Genomic DNA, 18,905 nt, shown 5'->3' on the forward strand with positions numbered 1-18,905 from the left:
CAGGAACGAGAGCCCTTCCAGGAAAGGAGAACCGATGCCTCCCGCCGCACGCGTAGGAGACCCCACCGCCCACCCGGGCGTGGTCGGAGGACCGGGCGTGCCGACGGTCCTCATCGAGGGCCGACCGGCCGCGACCGTCGGCACCATGCACATCTGCTCGTTTCCGCCGCCGGCCGGTCCGCACCCTCCGTCGACGATCCTGCCGCCGGGTTGTCCGACGGTCCTGATCGGCGGGCAGCCGGCGGCCCGGATGGGTGACATGGGCGGCTGTGGGTCCCCCATCCTCATGGGTGCCATGACGGTGTTCATCGGCGGCTGACCAACGACACCACCAGCAGACACCACCAGCAGACACCACCGGGAGACATCACCGGCAGCACCACCGGCAGACACCACCGGTCCTGCCCCTCCTTCCCGAGGCGGGGCAGGACCGATGGACAACCTGACGCGAGAGAAGAGTGAGCGATGGGACAGGAGTTCGTCGGGGCCGGCTGGGCGTTCCCGTTGCGTACCGACGCGACCGGCCGCTTCGCCCTGGTGAGTCACGACCGGGAGATCGAGGAGAGCATCCGGCTCATCCTCGGCACCGCGCCGGGCGAGCGACCGATGCGGCCGGAGTTCGGCTGCGGCATCCACGACCACGTCTTCGCACCCGCCGACGCGACGACCGCGGGCCGACTCGCGGCCGACGTACGCAGCGCCCTGGACCGCTGGGAACCCCGTATCGACGTGCACGCCGTCGACGTCCTCTTCGACGAGGTCGACCGCGGCACGCTCTACATCGACCTGCACTACGCGGTTCGCGGCAGCAACGACCCGCGCAACCTCGTCTTCCCGTTCTACGTGATCCCCGAGCACTCCTCTGAAGGCGCCTGATGAGCCTGCCCGCACCCAACCTCGACGACCGCCGGTTCCAGGACCTCGTGGACGACGCCAAGCGTCTCGTCCAACGGCGCTGCCCGGAGTGGAGCGACCACAACGTCTCCGACCCGGGCGTGACGCTCGTGGAGGCGTTCGCCACTATGGTCGACCAGCTTCTCTACCGGCTGAACCGCGTGCCCGAACGCCACTACCTGCGTTTCCTCGACCTCATCGGCGTTCGGCTGTTCCCGCCCACGGCGGCCCGGACCCAGGTGACCTTCTGGCTGTCGGCGCCGCTGCCGGAGACGGTCCTCCTGCACGCCGCGACCGAGCTGGCGACGGTCCGCACCGAACTCGACGAGGCGGTGGTCTTCACCACCGTCGAGGACCTGGCGGTCGTCCCCTGCGAACTCGCCTATGTCGCCGGTTCGGAGGGTGGGCGTACTCCGGTCGACCACTCGATCGAGCTCCGCGACGGGCAGGACGTCGGCTGTTTCGCCGCGACGCCGGCGCCCGGTGACGCGTTCTACGTCGGGCTGACCAACGCGGTGCCCTCCTGCGCGGTCATGCTGCGCTTCGACTGTCGGGTCGAGGGCATCGGCGTGGACCCGACCGATCCGCCGGTCCGGTGGGAGGCGTGGGACGGCGAGACCTGGCAGCCGTGCGAGATCGAGCGCGACGAGACCGGCGGGCTCAACCGGTCAGGCGACCTGGTTCTCCACCTGCCTGCTCGCCACGTGCCCTCCGTCATCGCCCAGCAGCGGGCCGGCTGGCTCCGCTGCCTGCTCCTCGAACCCGAACCCGGGCAGACCTTCTACAGCGCGCCACCGATCGTGACCAGCCTGGAGGTCGCCACCATCGGCGCGACGACTGCCGCCGTCCACGCCGAACCGGTGACCGCTGAGGAGTTGGGACGCAGCGACGGAAGTCCCGGCCAGCGGTTCGCCCTTCGCCGCCAACCGGTGGTTGACACCGGTGAACCCGAGGTGCTCGAGGTCGGCGGCGACGGCGGCTGGGAGACCTGGACTCTCGTCGGCGACTTCACCGACTCCACCGCGGAGGACCGGCACTTCCAGCTTGATCGGCAGTCCGGGGAGGTGGCGTTCGGGCCCGCCGTCCGCAACCCCGACGGGACTGTACGCCGCTACGGCGCCGTCCCCCCGAAGGGCGCCATGCTGCGGCTCCGGCGCTACCACACGGGTGGCGGCACCGCCGGCAACGTCGCCCCGCATGCCCTCCGGGTCCTCAAGACCTCGATCCCGTTCGTCTCCGGGGTCGACAACCGCCGCCCGGCCTCCGGCGGTGTGGACGGCGAGACCGTCGCGGACGCCATGGTCCGCGGGCCGCTCGATCTGCGCAGCCGCCACCGCGCGGTGACCGCCGAGGACTACGAACTCCTCGCCCGCGAGGCCGCTCCGGAGCTGGCGCGGATCCACTGCGTGCCCGTCGCCGCGGGTTCCCCGGAGGCCGGGGCCGGCGAGGCGAACGTCGTACGGCTGCTGGTCGTCCCGACGCTCTCCCACGATCCCGGTACGCAACTGGAGTTCCTGCGGCTGCGCCCCGACGACGGCGTACTCGCCCGGGTCGCCGCCCACCTCGAAACCCGCCGCGCGCTCGGTACCCGGCTCGTCGTCGAACCGCCGTTCTACCGCGGGCTCACCGTCGTCGCCCGAATCACCGCCCAGCACACCACCGCCCCGGGCCGGCTGCGACGGGAGGCGCTCGCCGCGCTCTACCGCTACCTCGACCCGCTCGTCGGCGGACCACGCGAGACCGGCTGGCCGCTCGGCACCGCCGTCCGGGCCGGTGACCTGCACGCCTGCCTGCAGCGCGTGCACGGAGTGGACTCCGTCGACGACGTCCGGCTCTACCTCGCCGACCCTGTCCAGGGCACCCGGGCCGACGTTCCCGTACAGCGGCTCGACCTGGGCGCCACCGAGCTCGTCTTCTCCTTCGAACACCAGGTCCTCGTCCAATAGCACGGAAAGGAGCACCCATGCGTGGACTCGTCGACGGGCTCGCCAGCCCCCATCCCCTGCTTGGCATCCTGCCCGGGCTGTACGCCGAGGACGACCTCGCCAGCCGCTTCGTCGCCGCCTTCGACGACGCGCTCGCGCCGATCTTTCTCACCCTGGACGACTTCACCGCCTATCTCGACCCCGCGCTCACCCCGGAGGACTTCGTACCCGTCCTCGCCTCCTGGGTCGCCGCGTTCGACGATCCGCGTCTCGACGAGACGCGCCGCCGCCGGCTCACGGCGCGGGCGGCGGAGCTGCACCGCTTCCGGGGTACCGCCCACGGCCTGGCCGAGACCGTCGAGCTCGCCTACGGGGTCCGGCCCGAGATCGAGGAGTCGGGCGGTACGTCGTGGTCGGCGCAGCCCGGGTCCGCCCCGCCGGGAAGCGCCGAACCCGGAGTCGTCGTACACGTCCGTGCCTCCGACGAGGAGGCCGACGTGGTCCGAAGCATCGTCGAGAAACTGCGACCCGCGCATGTGCCGGTGCGGGTCGAGATCATTCCAGCCGAGGGAGATGTGTCGTGATCATCTGCGCGGGGTGCGGGGAACGTAACGCCGACGGGGTGGTGTTCTGCGCGCAGTGCGGTGTGTTCCTGGAATGGGAGGGCGAGAAGGTGTCTGACCCGAACGCCGCTTCCCGGGGCGACGGTGCGGGTCTCGATCCCGGTCTCGGTGCCGGTCTCGGTGCCGGCGCCGATGCGTTCCAGGCGGGTACGACGGGCGGCTCAGGCGACTCGGGCGCCAGCCACTCTGGCCACGCCCACTCTGGCCACGCCCACTCAGGCCACAGCCACTCAGGCCACAGCCACTCAGGCCGTGGCCGGTCGGGCGACGCGGTACCGGTCGCGGGTTCGGACGTGTCCGGCTCGCAGGTCGTGGGTTCGGACCTGACCGGCGCTCAGGTGCCCGGCTCTCGCGCTCGCGGGGGCGGCGTCGACCGCGGCAGCGTTCACCCCGGCTCGACCAACCCCGGCTCAGCCAACCCCGGCTCAGCCAACGCCGGCTCAGCCAACGCCAGGTCGACCAACTCCGGGTCGGACAGGAGCATGGTCGGCGGCTCGGTCAGCCCGGGCTCGGTCGATCCCCATGCTCCCGCCGCTCGAACGGACGCCTTCGAGTCGTCGGGGTCGGGTTCGCCCGGCTCGAGTGGCGCCACCACCGCCACCGAGGCGCCCGGCACCGGCGGCTTGGCCGGCATCTTCCGCCGTCTCGGCGTCGGGTCGCGACGCGGACCCTCGCAACCAGGGGGCACCGCACCGTCCGCGGGCTCAGCGCAACCAGCTACCGCGGGCCGGCCCGACACCGTGAACCAGCCCGGCACCGCCGCCCTGAACCCCGCCCAACCCGGCGCCGCTCAACCCGGCGCCGCCCAACCCGGCCCCGCCCAGCCGGTCACTCCGCGCCAACCGCAACAGGCACGCCGCCGGCGTCCACCCACCCGACGTCCCGCCCAGAACATCCCGACCGGCTCCCTGATCTGCGGCGCCTGCGCGATGCCCAACCAGTCCGACCGGAAGTTCTGCGCGCGGTGCGGGCATTCCCTGGCGACCGCCAACGTCGTCCGCAAGGCACCCTGGTGGCGCCGGCTGTTCGGCCGCGAACGAATCTACGAGGTAGGCACCCGCAGGGCACCCGGCCAGCCGGGCCGACGTCTCGGCACCATCGTCCGCATCGGCGTCGTCGTCCTCGTCCTCGCCGGCGCCGGCGTCCTCGCCGGGCCGCAGCGTGGGCTGGTCATCAATGCCTACAACGGCGTTCAGAATCTCCTGCTCAAACCGGAACAGGTCCGCCCCACCGGCCAGCAGGCAAGTGCGGCGGCGAAGGCGCATCCTGCCGCGCATGCCTTCGACGGCACCAGAGGAACCTTCTGGGCACCGGCCCGAACCTCCGTCAAGAACGGTGCGGTCCCGTGGCTGCGAGCGACGTTCGCCGAGCCCGTCAACCTCGTCACGATCGGCGTCACACCCGGCATGTCCGTCGACACGCCGAAGTTCGTCGCGGGTACCCGACCCGCGGAGATCGAGGTGTCGGTGACCACGGACGGCGATCCGGTCGTGAAGCGTTTCCATGTCGCGGACACCGCCGGCTTCCAGGAGTTCGCCATCGAGGCACCGGGCGCCAGGTCCGTGCAGATCGCCGTACTCTCGAGCACCGGCGCCCATCCCACGTTGGCGACTGCCATCACCGAAGTGGAGTTCTGGGCCAAGCGCTGAGCCGGGCAGCCGGGCAGCCGACGACGGCCTCACCTCGACGACGGGTCCACCACTGCGGGCCGTTCCGGATCTGCACCAGGAGTCGTCCGACCGATCTCGCGCTGGTCAGCCGCCCAGCTTACCTCTGCGAGAGGCGGCCGGCCTTTCGTGCCTTCGCGACAGTCAGGGCCAGCCTGCCACTGCGACAGGCAGGGCCCGCTTGCCCGTAGTCAGAAGGGTGGCGGGTCGTCGTCGGCTGGTGTGGCTGGTCGTGGTGCGGGTGGTGGTGGTGCGGGTGGTGGTTTCGGGTTCTTTTGTGGTTGTGGTGGTGCGGGGTCGGTGAGGTCGGGTGGGTGGGTGTGGTGGTGTCTGCCGTGTGGGTCGGTGAGGGTGTAGTGGCCTGGGGTTGTTTGGTGGAGGGTCCAGGCTGACTCGGTCTTCACTGAATGGTGGTGGGGGCACAGGGGTGCGGTGTTCGTGGGTGTGGTGGGTCCACCGCCCGCGTGGGGGGTGTTGTGGTCGAGGTCGCAGGTGGGGGCGGGTCTTCGGCAGGTGGGCCAGATGCAGCGTTGGTTGAGGGCGTGGACGAGTTCTGCTTGTAGTCCGCGCAGGAACCGTTGCGGTAGCGGATGCAGATGCAGCAGTTGCCCGGTGATCGGATGGGTGACCCCGACGGTGTAGCGGGCGTCGGGGTTGGTGAGCTGGTTGAGGGTCAGTCGGCGGGCGACCTCGGTGACGATCGGACCGAACCCGCCGAGCTCACCGGGCCGCTGCGACAACCCCATCAGCGTGGTCAGCGGAACGTTCAACTGGATCCGCGCCCGCACCCCCACCCTGGCCAGACCACTCCCATGCTCCACACTCGCGGCTGCATCAGCACTGGCCGACGGATGGTCTGTCCTCCGGGGCTCACCCGTAGCCCGCCGGTTCCCCTGAAGTCGTCGGCATGCTTGGCGTTGCGGCTGGTTGCGGTGCACGTGGCGCGGGAACCTTCACCACACCACGGCGAGCCTGCTCACTCGATTCGCCAGCGGCCCTGTCGCCGTCACCGGGGTCGGGGTTGTGGATGTGGCTGCGACCCGACAGCAGGCTGGTGGCGATGTCGGCGCGGAGCTGCCCAAGCCGACGACGATCGCCTGACTGTTTCATGGTGCGGGCGATCGCATCCACATAGCCGAACGCCTCCGCCGCCTGGTCCGCCGGGACTCCCCGAACGGCAAGGTCGGCGGCGCCGTCGATGGCGGGGTAGATCTCCACCTCCCGGTCACGCACCCGGCGTCGATGCCGCGCCAGGGCGGCATCGGGGTCGACCTTGATGACCTCCGCCTCCACCCGCATGCGAAGCAACCCAGCCCGCAACCCGAGAACGTCGGGGAACAGGGCGTCCTCCACCTTCCGCCTGTCCGCACCAGTGCTGAGATCGGCGAGACGTTCGGCGATCACCCGCACCTCGCCGACCTCCAGGTCGCCCCGGGCAAGAGCAGCCCGCGTCCGCGGCAGTTCGGTCAACGTCAACGCCAACGCGGCGTACCAGTCAGCGTGATACGCGGTCCACCCCAACAACGGCTCCAACACCGCAGGCGTATGCGGATCAACCGACCCCACCCGCACCGCCGGGTCATCGACCAGCCCCGGTGGGGTGTGCGCCAACTCCACCACATCGCCCAGACACCCCTCCTCCAACCAACAAATCAACCTCCGCCGCGCACGAACCAACTCCTCCAACTCAACCCCGTTACAGTCCCCCCGCGACACCGACAACAAAGCCGACAACAACCCAGGACCCGGCAGCACCTCAACGAACCCAGCAGGCAGCGGAGACACCCGCACCGACACACCACCAGACTCGCTCATACGTTCGATCCTACCGGCGACGAAGACCCGACGCGAACCAGAAACCCTTATCCACAAGGCAAAACAGCCACCACGAGCAGCCACCCACCTGTCGGTGGACCGTGATAATGCGGCCCAGCGAGACCAACGCGGTCGCTGGGCAAGGTGAAGTTGCATCCTCGGCAGACACCAACGGCACGCTGGAGTAAAGCCATCCCACAGGTGGTGCACTCGGCCGCTTGGCCGACCGCAAGGACGACCACCACCACCGACCACCACTCACGGCAAGGCGGCTACACCGCGAACCGTGCCGTGAACGGCCAGCGCTAGGCGGTCGCGGCGGAGTCCTCGATCCCCAGTTCGCCGAGGACCACGGCGTAGCGCCGTCGCGCCTGGGCAGCAGCGGCCGCGTCGCCGGTGAGCTGGTACGCCGCGAGGAGGATTCGCCAGCCCTGGTCGCGGAACGGATCGATCCGTACGGCGTACTCCCCCGCGTCGGCCGCCGCCACACCGTCGCGGCTGGCGAGCTCGAGTTCGGCCAGGGCGAGCGCCGCGCGGGCCGCGTCCGAACGCAACTCCTCGCGTTCCCCCACCACCCACTCGGCGGGTCCGTCCTCGGGAAGCAGGTGGCCACCATAGGCGGCGAGCACACTGCGCAGGGCGAGCCGCAGCCGGTCCGGAGGACCGCCCCGCGTCACCCGCCAGGTGGTCACGGCCTCCCGGAAGAGCGCGACGTCCGCCTGGCTGCCGGGCGGAAGCATCAGGAGGTACGCCGTACCGCTACGGCGCAGCAGCTGGGAACGCCCCCGAGCGGCGGCGGGTTCGAGGGCACGCCGCAGGGCCGACACCGCGACCTGCAGGTTGCGCCGACCGGTCTGGGGAGACATGCCCGGCCACAACGCGTCCAGCAGCCGCTCCTCGTGCACGGCCTGGCCGGCATAACAGGCGAGCATCCGCAACATCGCGCGCGCCCGCGGCCGGACACCGGCCAGATCGAGCTCGCGGTCGCCGATGTAGATACGGAAGGCACCGAAGCAGCGCAACGTCAGCGCGGGGGCCTCCGCGGCGAGCTCGCGGTCGGTGGTCGTCAGCACCTGCTCGGCGCCCACCGGCTCGGAAGCCACCCGCTGGGGGACCAGCGAATCGGCCACCAACGACTGGGCGACCGCCGGCTCACCCACCAACGGCTCAGCCACCAACGAATCGGACGTCACGAGCAGGCCGCCTCCCGCCGCCGACATGGCGGCGAGCACGTGGAACTCCGACGCACCGTCCTCTGCACAGTCGGCGAGCGCCTGGAACGCGAGGGCCCGAGCGGCATGCACACCCGCTCCCCGCGCGCAGGCCTCCGCCCGGTGTGCCTCGAGTTCGGCCGTGGGCGCACCGCCGCGCGCGAGCGCGACGGCGAGCAACCCGCGTGCCCATGCCTCCAGGACGCCGGCCTCGAGCCGGTGGGCCGTGTCGACGGCGTCCTCGAGGATCTCCGCGGGCTCGCCGCCGACCGCGAGTTCGGCGATGCCGGCCGCCAGCGCGGCGAGCAGTGCTCCCCACTCATCGCCGTCGCGTACGCACTCCATCCGGACCGCGTACGCCTCCGCCGGTGCCCGCGCCGCGATCGCTGCGGCGGCCCGGGCGACCCGGGCGAGCCAGGGCTGGCCGGCCTGCTCCGCCTCAGCCGCCAGGGAGTCCAGCGGCGCGGCGGTCACCGTGCCGGCCCACAGACCGGCCACCATGCCGAGCAGCTGCGTCGCGAGGGCCAGGAAGCCCTTGCCGTGCACGTCGATCTGTTCGGCGAGGCGAAGCGCGACGACCGGCTCACCGAGCAGCAGCGTGCTGAGCGCGGCCACGAACGCCCCGCCCACGTCGTCGTGCTCGGGCGCGAGCGCCGCCGGGTTCTGGCGTACGGCGGTTCGCAACAGCAGCGGCCACGGCGCGTCGGAGGGCGCCACCATCGGAACCATCCCGCCCGGGAGCCAGGCTTCGGTCGAGCGCCGTCCCTTCCGGGCGACATCGGCGGCCGGCGTCTCCCCTGCGAGCCGTTCGACGTCGTGGTAGGCGGCGATCGCACCCGCGAGGTCCCCGGCGTAGAGCCGACGATGGGCTCGGGCGAGACCGACCCACGGGTCACCCTCGATGGCGAAGGCCTCGTCCGGGAACGTCGCGTCGGTGCTGATGTCGGGGCCGTACTCGCGCAGGACGCGCTCCACGGCAGGCCAGTCCTCGGCTCGGAAGAAGGCACGCAGCGCCGCGGTCGGGAAGCCCGCCTCCTCCAGCAGCGCCCCGGCGCGGGCGTACCACTGTCGGGCCTCGCCGGCACCGAGCCGTTCCCGCAGGATTCCCTCGAGGTGCACCTGCAGGGCCGTGTGGTAGCGGTAGACGCAGGTGATCTCATCGGTCTGGGTCGTGAACAGCTGCCGTTCGGCCAGCTCCTCGAGAATGGCCGCACCACCGGGCCGGCCGAGCAGCGCGTCGCATAGGTCCGCGTGGAGGATCGTCAGAGCGCTCGTGAGCACGACGAAGTCGGCGATGTGTGGCGGAAGTCGGTGGAGCACGGTCGCGGTGAGGTACGCCTTCACGAGTCGGCCGCGGCCCCCGAGCCCCGCGACCGCCCGCCGCCGTGCCGACAGCGGCTTTCCAGCCGTCGCGAGGTAGAACATGTGGAGCCCGGCCGCCCACCCTTCCGTGTGCCGGGTGAGCGCCGCCACGTCTTCGGGTGGTAGCGGCTCACCGTAATGCCGCTCGAAGAGAACGCCGACCTCCCAGGAGCGCAGACGTAGGTCGTCCTCGCCGAGTGTCAGCGTGTCGGGTGCGAGCAGTTGCCGGGTGAAGCCCATGCCGGGCGCCTGGGTTCCCACCACGACGAACCGCACACCGGGCGGGGCCACCGCGATCGCCCTGGCGAGAACGCGTTCTGCCTGGGATCCGGCGAGAAGGTGCACGTCGTCCACCACCACGGTGAGGTCCACCGATGAATCGGCGGGTGAGTCCGGGTGACCGCTTCCGGCCCCGTCGAGCATCGCCAGCAGGACGGCCGGGTCCTCACTCGGTGCGTCTGGGAGGTGAAGTGCCATCGACAGGGCCGTGGTGAGGTACCGCGTGATCGCACCAGCCGAGGTGTCGGTCTCCTCCGCGTGGTACCACGCCACCCTGTGGTCGGGACCGCGACGACGCAGGTGGTCGACGTACTGCGCGACGAGGGTGGTCTTACCCGACCCCGGCAGGGCGGTGACGAAGAACACCCGGATCGACCGCAGGTCGAGAACGCGGAGCAGCCGCTGTCGAACCAGACCACTGGCCGTCGGCGCGGTGAGCTTCACTCGCGACGACCAAACCCGGGCCGCTCGTTGTGACCCCGCGTCCTCGCCTTCGTGCCGACTCTCGACCAACCCTGACACCTTGCCAACCTGCGCATGCATCGATGACCCCCCCGGGCATACGACGGTCGCGATCTCTCTCAGGCACACGATAGATCTCCGGAGCGGGCGCCGGGAGTGGGAGCTTTCCAACAGACAGACTGATTTGGGCGAAACAAGCAATGAACGGGGACCGGCGACCCGCGCGGGCCCGGGCACGGCGTGAGGTCCTCCCTCGTCAGCCCCGCGGCCTCGGACGGCGTCGACCGGCCGGCGGCTCAGCTCACCTCCGGGGCACCCAGGCGTTCCGGGGCTTCGAGGCGAGTTCTGACATCGGTGCTTTCGGAAACTTTCTACTTTTTGCCTACTGCCATTTCCGATAACGCCGCTCTGGCGATATCTTCCCGTACTTCGGATTCCACCGTGAAAGCGGGGTCATACCGCCGTCGACGACTGTCCCGATCAATGTCCGCGGCCCATGCTTTCCACCGATCTGTCCCGTTTCGGGTTCGGTCACTCCATCGCGGAACGGAGACTTCGTCCCGCTCGTGACGCTTTTCCGACGCTCCGGACCTCTACCAAAAGGGGCGAGTTTCACATGGGCGGAAATTGGCATCATCGACCGACAGCCGATCCGACCCTCCGCAGTGATTTCTGCTGTCTTGTCGCTCACGCGGAGGACACGCGGGACGCGCCCGGGGAGCACTCTCGATCGGCCCTATTACCATCAAGCAATGGTCAGCATCGGCGAACCCGACGGACGCTCACATGAGGGCAGGTGCGAACCGTCTGGACGACCGTACTTCGACGCCGAGTTCGCTCCGGACTTCATCGACTCGATCAAACGCATCGCCGCGTCCGCCGCCCGCCTCGTCGAGGCGGAATACGCCATTCTGTCCGCGAGCAACCGTGACGAAGGGTGCTTTCTGCTCATCAGCACTGGTTTCTCGAACGACCTGGACAGGGTCGAACACGCGGGGCTGGCCGACATCACCGAGCGACTCCGCGAGACTCACGAGGTGCTCCGGATCCCCGATCTGTGCGAGTACCGCCTGGCCGAAGGGTTCCCGTCCCGTCAGACGGCTCTCACCAGCCTGATCGGCGTCCCCATCCCCGTCGACGACCAGATCTTCAGCCAGCTTTACCTCGGGAACAAGAAGGGCGGCGCGGCGTTCACCGCGGCCGACGAGGAGGCGGCCGTCGCGCTCGCCGCCTCCGCCGGGGCCGCGATGGAGAACGCCCATCTGTTCGTCCAGGAACGCCGCCGCCACCGCTGGCTCGAGTCGGCGTTGGAGACGACGAGGCTCCTGCTCGGCCAGGTCGACCGCGACACGGCGCTACAACTGGTGGCGGAGCGACTACGTGAGGTGTCCCGCGCGGACGGGACAGCCATCATCCTGGTCAGTCCGGAGTCGTCGGAGGGCGTGGTCATCTTCGCGGCCGCCGACGGTTTCGGCGGTGAGAATCTCATCAACACACCCGTCCCGCTCCAGGGCCTCACCGCGCGGGTCATCAGCACCGGACAGCGCATCATCAGCGAGAACGTCACCGGCGAGGAGGGCTATGACCCACCGCCGGAGGTGCTGGGCCTTCAGGCCAACCTCGGCTCGGGGATGTACATCCCGCTCACCGTGGCGGGCAAGGTCCTCGGGGTGCTGGTGGTCGGCTGGCGGCGTGGCGCTCCAGGCGACCACATCTCGGCCCAGGAGGTCGAATTGGTGGAGATGTTCGCCGGGCAGGCGGCCCTCGCCCTGCAGCAGGCCCAGGCGCGCCAGCTGGTCCTGGAGGACCGCGACCGGATCGCGAACGACCTACGCGACGTCGCGGTCGACCGGCTCTTCGCCATCGGATCCCGGCTGCACGGCACCACCGGGCTGGTCGCCCGGACCGAGGTGGAGCGCCGGATGAACGACGCGATCGATGAGTTGGACGAGACGAGCCAGCAGATCCGCTCGGCCATCTTCGCGCTTCGCCACGACGACTCGAACGTCCAACGGACCGCCAGCAGCCAGGTTCTCGACGAGATCGACGCCGCCAAGGCGACCCTCGGATTCACCCCGCGCCTGGTCGTGCACGGCTCCGTCGACCGGTACCTTCCGCCGCACGTCCAACGCGAACTCGTCCGCGCCGTCCGGGAGACCCTCACCAACGCGGCGAGCCACACCGGACCGACCAGGGTCGAGGTCGAGGTCCGGGTGGGGACCGACGAGCTCAGCCTCACCGTGACCGACGACGGCAGCCTCTCCCAGCGTGAACCCTTTCACGGCGCGCTCACCCAACTCCGCGCGCGGGCCAAACGACTGGGTGGCGACTGCGAGGTGCGCGCGGGCGAACACCGCGGCACCCTCGTGCAGTGGCACCTGCCGCTGACCGTCTGACCCGGTCAGAACCTCAGCGCGACGTCAGCCCCGCGGGGTTGGCATCCGCGTCGAGATAGGTGCCGTGCCCCGCCTTCACCAGGTCACCGTCGAACGTCAACACTTCATTGACAAGCCGTCCGAGCTGGTTGCGGTAATGGATCACCACCGTGTCGACGCCGACGTACACGCCGACGACCTCGAAGCGCAGGTCGGGGATGCGGCGTAGGCCTTCCGTCCAGTAGTGGCGAAGCGCGGCCTTGCCGCGGAGAACTCCGTCGCCTCCCAGCAGGCGCGCGGCCACCGGCGAGGTGAACACCACGTCGTCGGTGAAATGGCTCAGCAGTGCATCGAGGTCGTGGGCGTTCCAGGCCGCCAGCCAGTCGTCGGCGAACCTGCGCGCATCGGTGTGATTCACCCGTCCATCATGGCGCACACCCACCGGCCGGTGCGGGTCAGCTCGATCGCCGGTATCTGGTCGCACACCGGCGGGTGACCCTCGTGTTCGCCGGCAGCGAATCTGCCCACGGCAGAGAAACGCGCGACCGGCCCTACCCCTCGGCGACAGTGAACGCAGGGAAAGCCCAGGGAGGCAACGTTGAACCTGTCCATGACCGCGGCGGCTGCCGCCGCGAACAACTTCGACGACCAGTTGGCCGCACGGCTGCTGTACCACCGCGTCGTCCTGCTCGGAACCGAGGTCGACGAGGTGAGCGCGAACCGCGTGTGTTCGCAACTGCTTCTGCTGTCGGCGGAGGACCCGAACGAGGACATCAGTCTCTACATCCACAGCCCGGGCGGCATCGTCTACTCCGGGATGGCGATCTACGACACGATGCGGCTGATCCCGAACGACGTCGCGACCCTCGCGATGGGGTTCGCCGCGAGCATGGGGCAGTTCCTGCTCTGTGCCGGCACGAAGGGCAAGCGTTACAGCCTGCCGCACACCCGGATCATGATGCACCAGGGCTCCGCCGGAATCGGTGGAACCGCCGCCGACATCGCGATCCAGGCCGAGAACCTCGAGCACTCCAAGCGGCAGATGGAGCGGTTGCTCGCCGAGAACACCGGCCAGTCGGTCGAGAGTATCCGCGAGGACAGCGACCGCGACCGATGGTTCTCCGCGCAGGAGGCACTCTCCTACGGGATGATCGACCGGGTCGTCGAGTCCCTCGACGGCATCGGTCACGGCGTCGGTCACCGAGGACACCGGGCGAACGTCAGGGCGGGGATCTGAACCATGGGCCACTACACGATCCCGAACGTCATCGAGCGCACCCACACCGGCGAACGCGCGACCGACGTGTTCAGCCGGCTTCTCTCCGAGCGGATCATCTTCCTCGGCAGCGAGATCGACGACGACGTGGCCAACGTCGTGATGGCTCAGTTCATCCATCTCGAGGCCGCCAGCACCAGCCAGGAGATCTCGCTCTACATCAACTCACGCGGCGGCTCGTTCAGCGCCCTGATGGCGATCTACGACACGATGCAGTTCGTCCTGCCCGACGTCGCGACCATCTGCCTCGGGCAGGCGACCTCGGCCGCGGCCGTACTCCTCGCGGCAGGCACACCCGGCAAGCGGTTCGCGTTGAGCCACTCCCGCGTCGCCCTGCACCAGCCGGAGGCGCGGGGACAGGGAGCGTTGTCGGACCTGCAACTGCAGGCCAGGGAGGTCTCCCGGGTCCGGGCTCAGATGCTCGAGGTGCTCGGCAAGCACACCGGACGGTCCGTGGAGTCGCTGCGCGCCGACACCGATCGCGAACGCATCTTCGACGCCGAGGAGGCACGCGCGTACGGCATGGTCGACGAGATCATCACGCACCGAAGTGAGGTGTCCGAACCGTCGCTCATGCGGCCATGAGCACTGGTCCCCGCGGCGGCCTGGCCGACATCGGACGCGACCCCACGGTCAGCACCCGGTGCGTCTGCGCCAGCAGGTCGGAAAGCCGGATACGCAGCGATCCGCAGACGGCCTGGAGGATCTCCGAGGAGGCCTCCTTGCGGCCGCGCTCGATCTCGGAGAGGTACTGCATGGAGACGCCGGCGTCCTCGGCGACGTCGCTGAGGGTGCGCCGCTGCGCGGTCCGTACCTCGCGCAACGCCTGACCGATCGCCGTCCGCAACGGGGGCTCGGGCGCCCGCGCGTGCGGCCGCATGGGCACGACGTTGTCCGTACCGCTGTCCGCGCTCATCCGTCCTCCTCGCCGGCTCCGTACCCGTGTCGTCTGGTACCCGTGTCGTCCGCGCCGGTGCCGCCAGCCTAACCCGCACGCCCGAGCGGCGGGCCGAACACCGCAACGGTGCTCGGCCCGCCGGGGATGTTCCCCGAATCGAGCTCGTGATCCAGCGCAGGCAGCGGCGCGAAGGTAACCGGGAGCGGCAATACTCTTCGTCACACCGATGTCCTCAGCCGTCAGGAGCCCGTCCCATGGTGAGGGATCCCACGGCGGAGCCTGGCGAAGGAGAGCCGGGCTCGCCGTACGTGCTGCGCGCGCTCGTGCTCGCGGACGCGGGAGAGGTTCTGACCGTGCAGCGGGCGGCGTTCGTGGCCGAGGCCCAGCACTACGACGACCCGTGGCTCCCGGCGCTGACCCAGACTCTCGCCGAACTGGAGCAGGAGATCCGGACCAGTAGCGGCATCGTCGCGGTCACCCGCGGCCGTGTCGTCGGAGTCGTCCGGATGCGGACGTTCGTCGACACGCTCTACGTCAACCGGTTGGCCGTCGCACCGGACTGCCAGGGACAGGGCATCGGTGGCGCCCTCCTGCGGGCCGCGGAACAGAGCACGACGGCATCCCGCGCCGGCCTGTCCACCGGCCCGCGCAGTGGGGCCAACCTGCGCTTCTACCAGCGACGCGGCTACATCCTCGACACCGAGAGCCCGCGCCGCGCCGAGACGGACTACCTCCGACTCACCAAGGTGCTCCGCCTCGGCTGCGCGTGAGTGAACGTGAGTGAAGCTGCGCAGCCGTGAGGCCGGATCCCGGGGACCACGATCGGCAGAGATGCGAAACGCTCCTGGAGGGAGACCCTCCAGGAGCGTTTCGTCGTGGTAGCGGGGGCAGGATTCGAACCTGCGACCTCTGGGTTATGAGCCCAGCGAGCTACCGAACTGCTCCACCCCGCGGCGACTTGGTAAACAGTACGGGTCATAGGCGTCCTGCGCAAATCGGCCCCAGCCGGGCGGCGGGAGGCCTCCGTCCGGCGCGACGGCCAACCGGCCCCACCATGCCGAATCGCCCACCCAGCCGGTGGCTGGATGGGCGATTCAGGAGGTCCGTCACGCGATGCCGGCTATCCGGACCGCGCGGCCGTCGAAGGCGATCGGCTCGGGGTCGGCGTGGGAGTGGGAGTGGGCGCGTTGTCGCCACCCGCGGGAGGGTTCGGTTGCGCGCGCCCCTGCGCCTGCGCCGCCCGGTTGACCGCGGCCTGCGCCTTGGCCACCGCGTCGGCGTACCCCTTGAGGTCACCCTTCCGCAGCGCCGCCTGCGCATCCTCGAACGCCTTGTTGGCCTCCGCCAGGGCCGTCGCCACCGTCTCGGTGGGCGGCGGCGCGGGCTCGCCCGGCTTGGCGGGTGGCGGCTGCTCGCCGTCGGTGTGCTCCCCGGTGTTGGCGCCCGCATTGCCCCGGAAGACCATGTTGAGCGCGTCCTGGAGGGTTTCGCCGACGCCGGTCTGGCCACCGAACGACGCGAGCACGAGGCGCAGCAGCGGGTACGACGCGTCCCCCGAACCACGCTGGACGTAGACCGGCTGGACGTACAACAGGCCGCCGCCGACGGGCAGCGTCAGCAGGTTGCCTTTGACGGCCCGGCTCTCACCTCGGGTCAGCGGGAGTAACGCATCGGCCACCCGGGTGTCGGACTCGAGTCGGTTGGCGATCTGACTCGGCCCGTCGATCTGCGTCTTGTCGTCGAGCTGCAGGACGCGGATCTTGCCGTAGTCGGGTGAGCGCGCGTCCGCGTCGACCGCGACGAAGGCGGCGAGGTTCTCGCGGTTGAAGTAGATGTAGGTCGAGGTGAGCGAGAACGTCGGAGTGTCCTCGCCAGGCATCCGCACCGACAGGTAGTAGGCGGGCTGCTTGGTCGACGTCTCCCGGGTCGGGTCGGAAGGCACCCGCCACCGCTCCGTGCCCTGGTAGAACGCGCCCGCCTTCGTGACGTGGTACTGCGCGAGGATCTCGCGCTGGATCTTCATCAGGTCCTCGGGGTAACGCACGTGGTCGAGCAGCGCGTCGGGAATCTTCGAGCGCGGTTGCACGGTGTTGGGGAAGGCCTTCATCCAGGTACGCAAGACCGGGTCCTTCTCGTCCCACGCGTAGAGCGAGACCGAGCCGTCGTAGGCGTCGACCGTCGCCTTCACCGAGTTGCGGACGTAGTTGATGCGCTCGCTCGGCTGGCCCACGATCGCCGGCTGCTGGTCGAGCGACGTCGAGGTCGCGTCGTCGAGTGCCACCCGCTGGGAGAGCGGGTAGTTGGGCGACATCGTGTAGCCGTCGACGATCCACTTGATCCGGCCGTCCACGATCGCGGGATAGGGATCGGCGTCCAGGGTCAGCCAGGGCGCGACCTTCTGCACCCGATCGCGCGGGCTGCGGTCGTAGAGGATCTTCGAGTCGCCGTTGATCCGGGACTGGTTCAACAGGATGTTGAAGTCCTGGAACTTCGCGGCGTAGAGCAGCCGGTTGCCGAACGAACCGATCTGTACTCCGCCCTTGCCCTGGTAGGTGTTGGTGGTCTTCGCACCGCCGCCACCACCGGGGATGTCGAGCTCGACCGGCTCGCTTCCCTTCGGCGCCCCGACGATGGAGTAGGGCGGCGACTCCTCACCGAAGTAGACGCGCGGCTCGTACTTGCCGAGATCACCCGTGGACGGGATGCCGCCCTGCAACCAGTCGGGGGTGCCCTCACCGGTACGGCGGTTTCCGTTGGCCGCGACCATTCCGTAGCCGTGGGTGTAGACCGTGTGGTCGTTGTTCCAGTTGCGCTGGTCGTCCGGCACACCCTCGAGGTTGAGCTCCCGGACGGCGACCACCGCGTCGCGGGACTGGCCGTCGACGGTGTAGCGGTCGACGTCCAGGGGCTTGTTGAAGGTGTAGAAGCCGCGCACCTGCTGCAGCTGCTCGAACGTCTCCCCCACGATCGCCGGGTCGATTAGGCGCACACCGGGCAGGGTCTGCGCGTCGTCGGCGAGCTGCCCGGCCGTCGTGGAGGTCTTGGCGGAGTACTCCTTGACCTCGGCGTCGGCGACACCGTAGGCGGCGCGGGTGGCGTCGATGTTGCGCTGGATGTAGGCGGCCTCGCGGACCGGCTCGTTCGGGCGCACCGTCACCTGCTGCACGATCGCGGGCCACGCCCAGCCCAGCAGGACCGCGGACAACACGAGCAGCCCGAGCCCCAGCCCGGGAAGCATCCAGGTCCGGCGCACGACGTTGGCGAAGAACAGCACGGCGCAGATCGCCGCGATGATCGTCAGGATGGTCTTGGCGGGGACCACGGCGTGGGCGTCGGTGTAGGTGATGCCGGTGAACGCCTGGTTGGACATCTGGTGCGAGCCGACGACCAGGCCGAACCGGTCGAACCAGTAGGCGACGGCCTTGAGCAGCACGAACAGTCCGAGCAGCACCGACATGTGCGCCTGGGCCGCCGCGGACGCCTTCTGGCCCTGGGACTGCAGCCGGATGCCGCCGTAGAGGTAGTGCGCGATGAGGGCGGCCAGCAGCGACAAGACGATGACGGTGAAGCCGAACCCGATCAGGAAGCGGTACCACGGGTAGCCGAAGACGTAGAAGGACACGTCGAGGTGGAACTGCGGGTCCTTGGTGCCGAAGGGCGTGGCGTTGCGCCACTGCAGGAAGGTCTCCCAGCGCCCCGACGCGCTCGAGCCCGCGATCAGCGCCAACAGCGCCGCGATCAGCCCGCCGATCAGCTTGCGGTGCGGGTCGACGACGGCGCGGTAGCGGTCGAGCGTCTGCTGTTCGGCCGAGACCGCGCGGTAGCGGGGCCGCAGTCGGTAGGCGAGGGCGAGGTTGCCGAAGACGATCGCGCCGAGCACCACACCGAACACCGCGAACATCCCGATCCGGGTGACGAGCGTCGTGCTGAAGACCTTGGAGTAGTCGATCGCCTGGAACCAGAGCCGGTCGGTCCAGAATTTGGTGAAGATCGCGAAGAACGCGATCAGCGCGACCAGGATGACGACGGTCGGAACGAGAGCGCGGGTCCGGGCGTTGCCACCGGTGAAGCCTCGCCGGGACGGATCGCGCGGTGCGGAGAAGCTACTCACGTTTCCT

Annotated in this window: 16 protein-coding genes and 1 tRNA gene; 9 read left to right on the forward strand and 8 right to left on the reverse strand. The window is 69.8% G+C overall.

The genetic code is table 11. The features are described from left to right. Window positions 1–34: 34 nt before the first annotated feature. From HEB94_RS41220 to HEB94_RS41235, 4 genes are all read left to right on the forward strand, one after another. Complete coding sequence (locus HEB94_RS41220) at window positions 35–319, forward strand: PAAR domain-containing protein (RefSeq protein WP_192754862.1); 285 nt, start codon at window positions 35–37, stop codon at window positions 317–319. 146 nt (window positions 320–465) lie between these two features. Continuing rightward, a complete protein-coding gene (locus HEB94_RS41225; RefSeq protein WP_192754863.1) occupies window positions 466–876 on the forward strand; it encodes a GPW/gp25 family protein in 411 nt (136 codons plus the stop codon). After that, entirely contained in the window at window positions 876–2,840 is a 1,965-nt protein-coding gene (locus HEB94_RS41230; RefSeq protein WP_192754864.1) for a putative baseplate assembly protein, read from the forward strand. The genes HEB94_RS41225 and HEB94_RS41230 overlap by 1 nt, the downstream gene beginning before the upstream one ends. Before the next feature lie 17 nt (window positions 2,841–2,857). After that, on the forward strand, window positions 2,858–3,403 hold the full coding sequence (locus HEB94_RS41235; protein WP_192754865.1) for a phage tail protein: 546 nt from the start codon (window positions 2,858–2,860) through the stop codon (window positions 3,401–3,403). 424 nt (window positions 3,404–3,827) lie between these two features. Here the strand turns inward: HEB94_RS41235 and HEB94_RS41240 are convergent, their stop codons facing one another. Further along, a complete protein-coding gene (locus HEB94_RS41240; protein ID WP_192754866.1) occupies window positions 3,828–4,076 on the reverse strand; it encodes a hypothetical protein in 249 nt (82 codons plus the stop codon). Window positions 4,077–4,182: 106 nt separating this feature from the next. Between HEB94_RS41240 and HEB94_RS41245 the strand changes: the two genes are divergently transcribed. Then, window positions 4,183–5,091, forward strand: a complete 909-nt coding sequence (locus tag HEB94_RS41245) for an NADase-type glycan-binding domain-containing protein (protein WP_192754867.1) — start codon at window positions 4,183–4,185, stop codon at window positions 5,089–5,091. A 209-nt stretch (window positions 5,092–5,300) separates the two neighbouring features. On the opposite strand, the gene HEB94_RS41250 is transcribed toward HEB94_RS41245, so the two are convergent. The 3 genes from HEB94_RS41250 to HEB94_RS53950 all read right to left on the reverse strand — a co-directional run bounded on the left by HEB94_RS41250 (window position 5,301) and on the right by HEB94_RS53950 (window position 10,220). Beyond that, a complete protein-coding gene (locus tag HEB94_RS41250; RefSeq protein ID WP_192754868.1) occupies window positions 5,301–5,897 on the reverse strand; it encodes an HNH endonuclease family protein in 597 nt (198 codons plus the stop codon). Window positions 5,898–5,979: 82 nt separating this feature from the next. Beyond that, window positions 5,980–6,924, reverse strand: a complete 945-nt coding sequence (locus HEB94_RS41255) for a DUF222 domain-containing protein (RefSeq protein ID WP_192754869.1) — start codon at window positions 6,922–6,924, stop codon at window positions 5,980–5,982. 305 nt (window positions 6,925–7,229) lie between these two features. Further along, the gene (locus HEB94_RS53950; RefSeq protein WP_192754870.1) at window positions 7,230–10,220 is read right to left on the reverse strand and encodes a winged helix-turn-helix domain-containing protein; all 2,991 of its coding nucleotides are present in this window, start codon (window positions 10,218–10,220) and stop codon (window positions 7,230–7,232) included. Between the two features lie 770 nt (window positions 10,221–10,990). Here HEB94_RS53950 and HEB94_RS41265 point away from each other — a divergent pair. Beyond that, window positions 10,991–12,634, forward strand: a complete 1,644-nt coding sequence (locus HEB94_RS41265; RefSeq protein WP_192754871.1) for a sensor histidine kinase — start codon at window positions 10,991–10,993, stop codon at window positions 12,632–12,634. Between the two features lie 13 nt (window positions 12,635–12,647). Here HEB94_RS41265 and HEB94_RS53955 read toward each other — a convergent pair whose 3' ends face one another. Beyond that, the gene (locus HEB94_RS53955; RefSeq protein ID WP_192754872.1) at window positions 12,648–13,031 is read right to left on the reverse strand and encodes a nuclear transport factor 2 family protein; all 384 of its coding nucleotides are present in this window, start codon (window positions 13,029–13,031) and stop codon (window positions 12,648–12,650) included. 192 nt (window positions 13,032–13,223) lie between these two features. Between HEB94_RS53955 and HEB94_RS41275 the strand changes: the two genes are divergently transcribed. After that, window positions 13,224–13,850 carry a ClpP family protease gene (locus HEB94_RS41275; RefSeq protein ID WP_192757005.1) on the forward strand — a complete coding sequence of 209 codons (627 nt, stop codon included), beginning with the start codon at window positions 13,224–13,226 and terminating at the stop codon, window positions 13,848–13,850. 3 nt (window positions 13,851–13,853) lie between these two features. Then, a complete protein-coding gene (locus HEB94_RS41280) occupies window positions 13,854–14,474 on the forward strand; it encodes a ClpP family protease (RefSeq protein ID WP_192754873.1) in 621 nt (206 codons plus the stop codon). On the opposite strand, the gene HEB94_RS41285 is transcribed toward HEB94_RS41280, so the two are convergent. Then, complete coding sequence (locus tag HEB94_RS41285) at window positions 14,461–14,805, reverse strand: helix-turn-helix domain-containing protein (RefSeq protein WP_192754874.1); 345 nt, start codon at window positions 14,803–14,805, stop codon at window positions 14,461–14,463. The two genes, HEB94_RS41280 and HEB94_RS41285, sit on opposite strands and share 14 nt — an antisense overlap. 236 nt (window positions 14,806–15,041) lie before the next feature. Between HEB94_RS41285 and HEB94_RS41290 the strand changes: the two genes are divergently transcribed. Continuing rightward, window positions 15,042–15,557, forward strand: a complete 516-nt coding sequence (locus HEB94_RS41290; protein ID WP_192754875.1) for a GNAT family N-acetyltransferase — start codon at window positions 15,042–15,044, stop codon at window positions 15,555–15,557. Window positions 15,558–15,663: 106 nt separating this feature from the next. Here the strand turns inward: HEB94_RS41290 and HEB94_RS41295 are convergent. Both HEB94_RS41295 and HEB94_RS41300 read right to left on the reverse strand, forming a co-directional pair. After that, window positions 15,664–15,740 (reverse strand) — tRNA-Met (locus HEB94_RS41295). Window positions 15,741–15,907: 167 nt separating this feature from the next. Beyond that, complete coding sequence (locus HEB94_RS41300; RefSeq protein ID WP_192754876.1) at window positions 15,908–18,898, reverse strand: UPF0182 family protein; 2,991 nt, start codon at window positions 18,896–18,898, stop codon at window positions 15,908–15,910. Between the last annotated feature and the right edge of the window lie 7 nt (window positions 18,899–18,905).

It is taken from the genome of Actinopolymorpha pittospori (assembly GCF_014873875.1).
Lineage (GTDB): Bacteria > Actinomycetota > Actinomycetes > Propionibacteriales > Actinopolymorphaceae > Actinopolymorpha > Actinopolymorpha pittospori.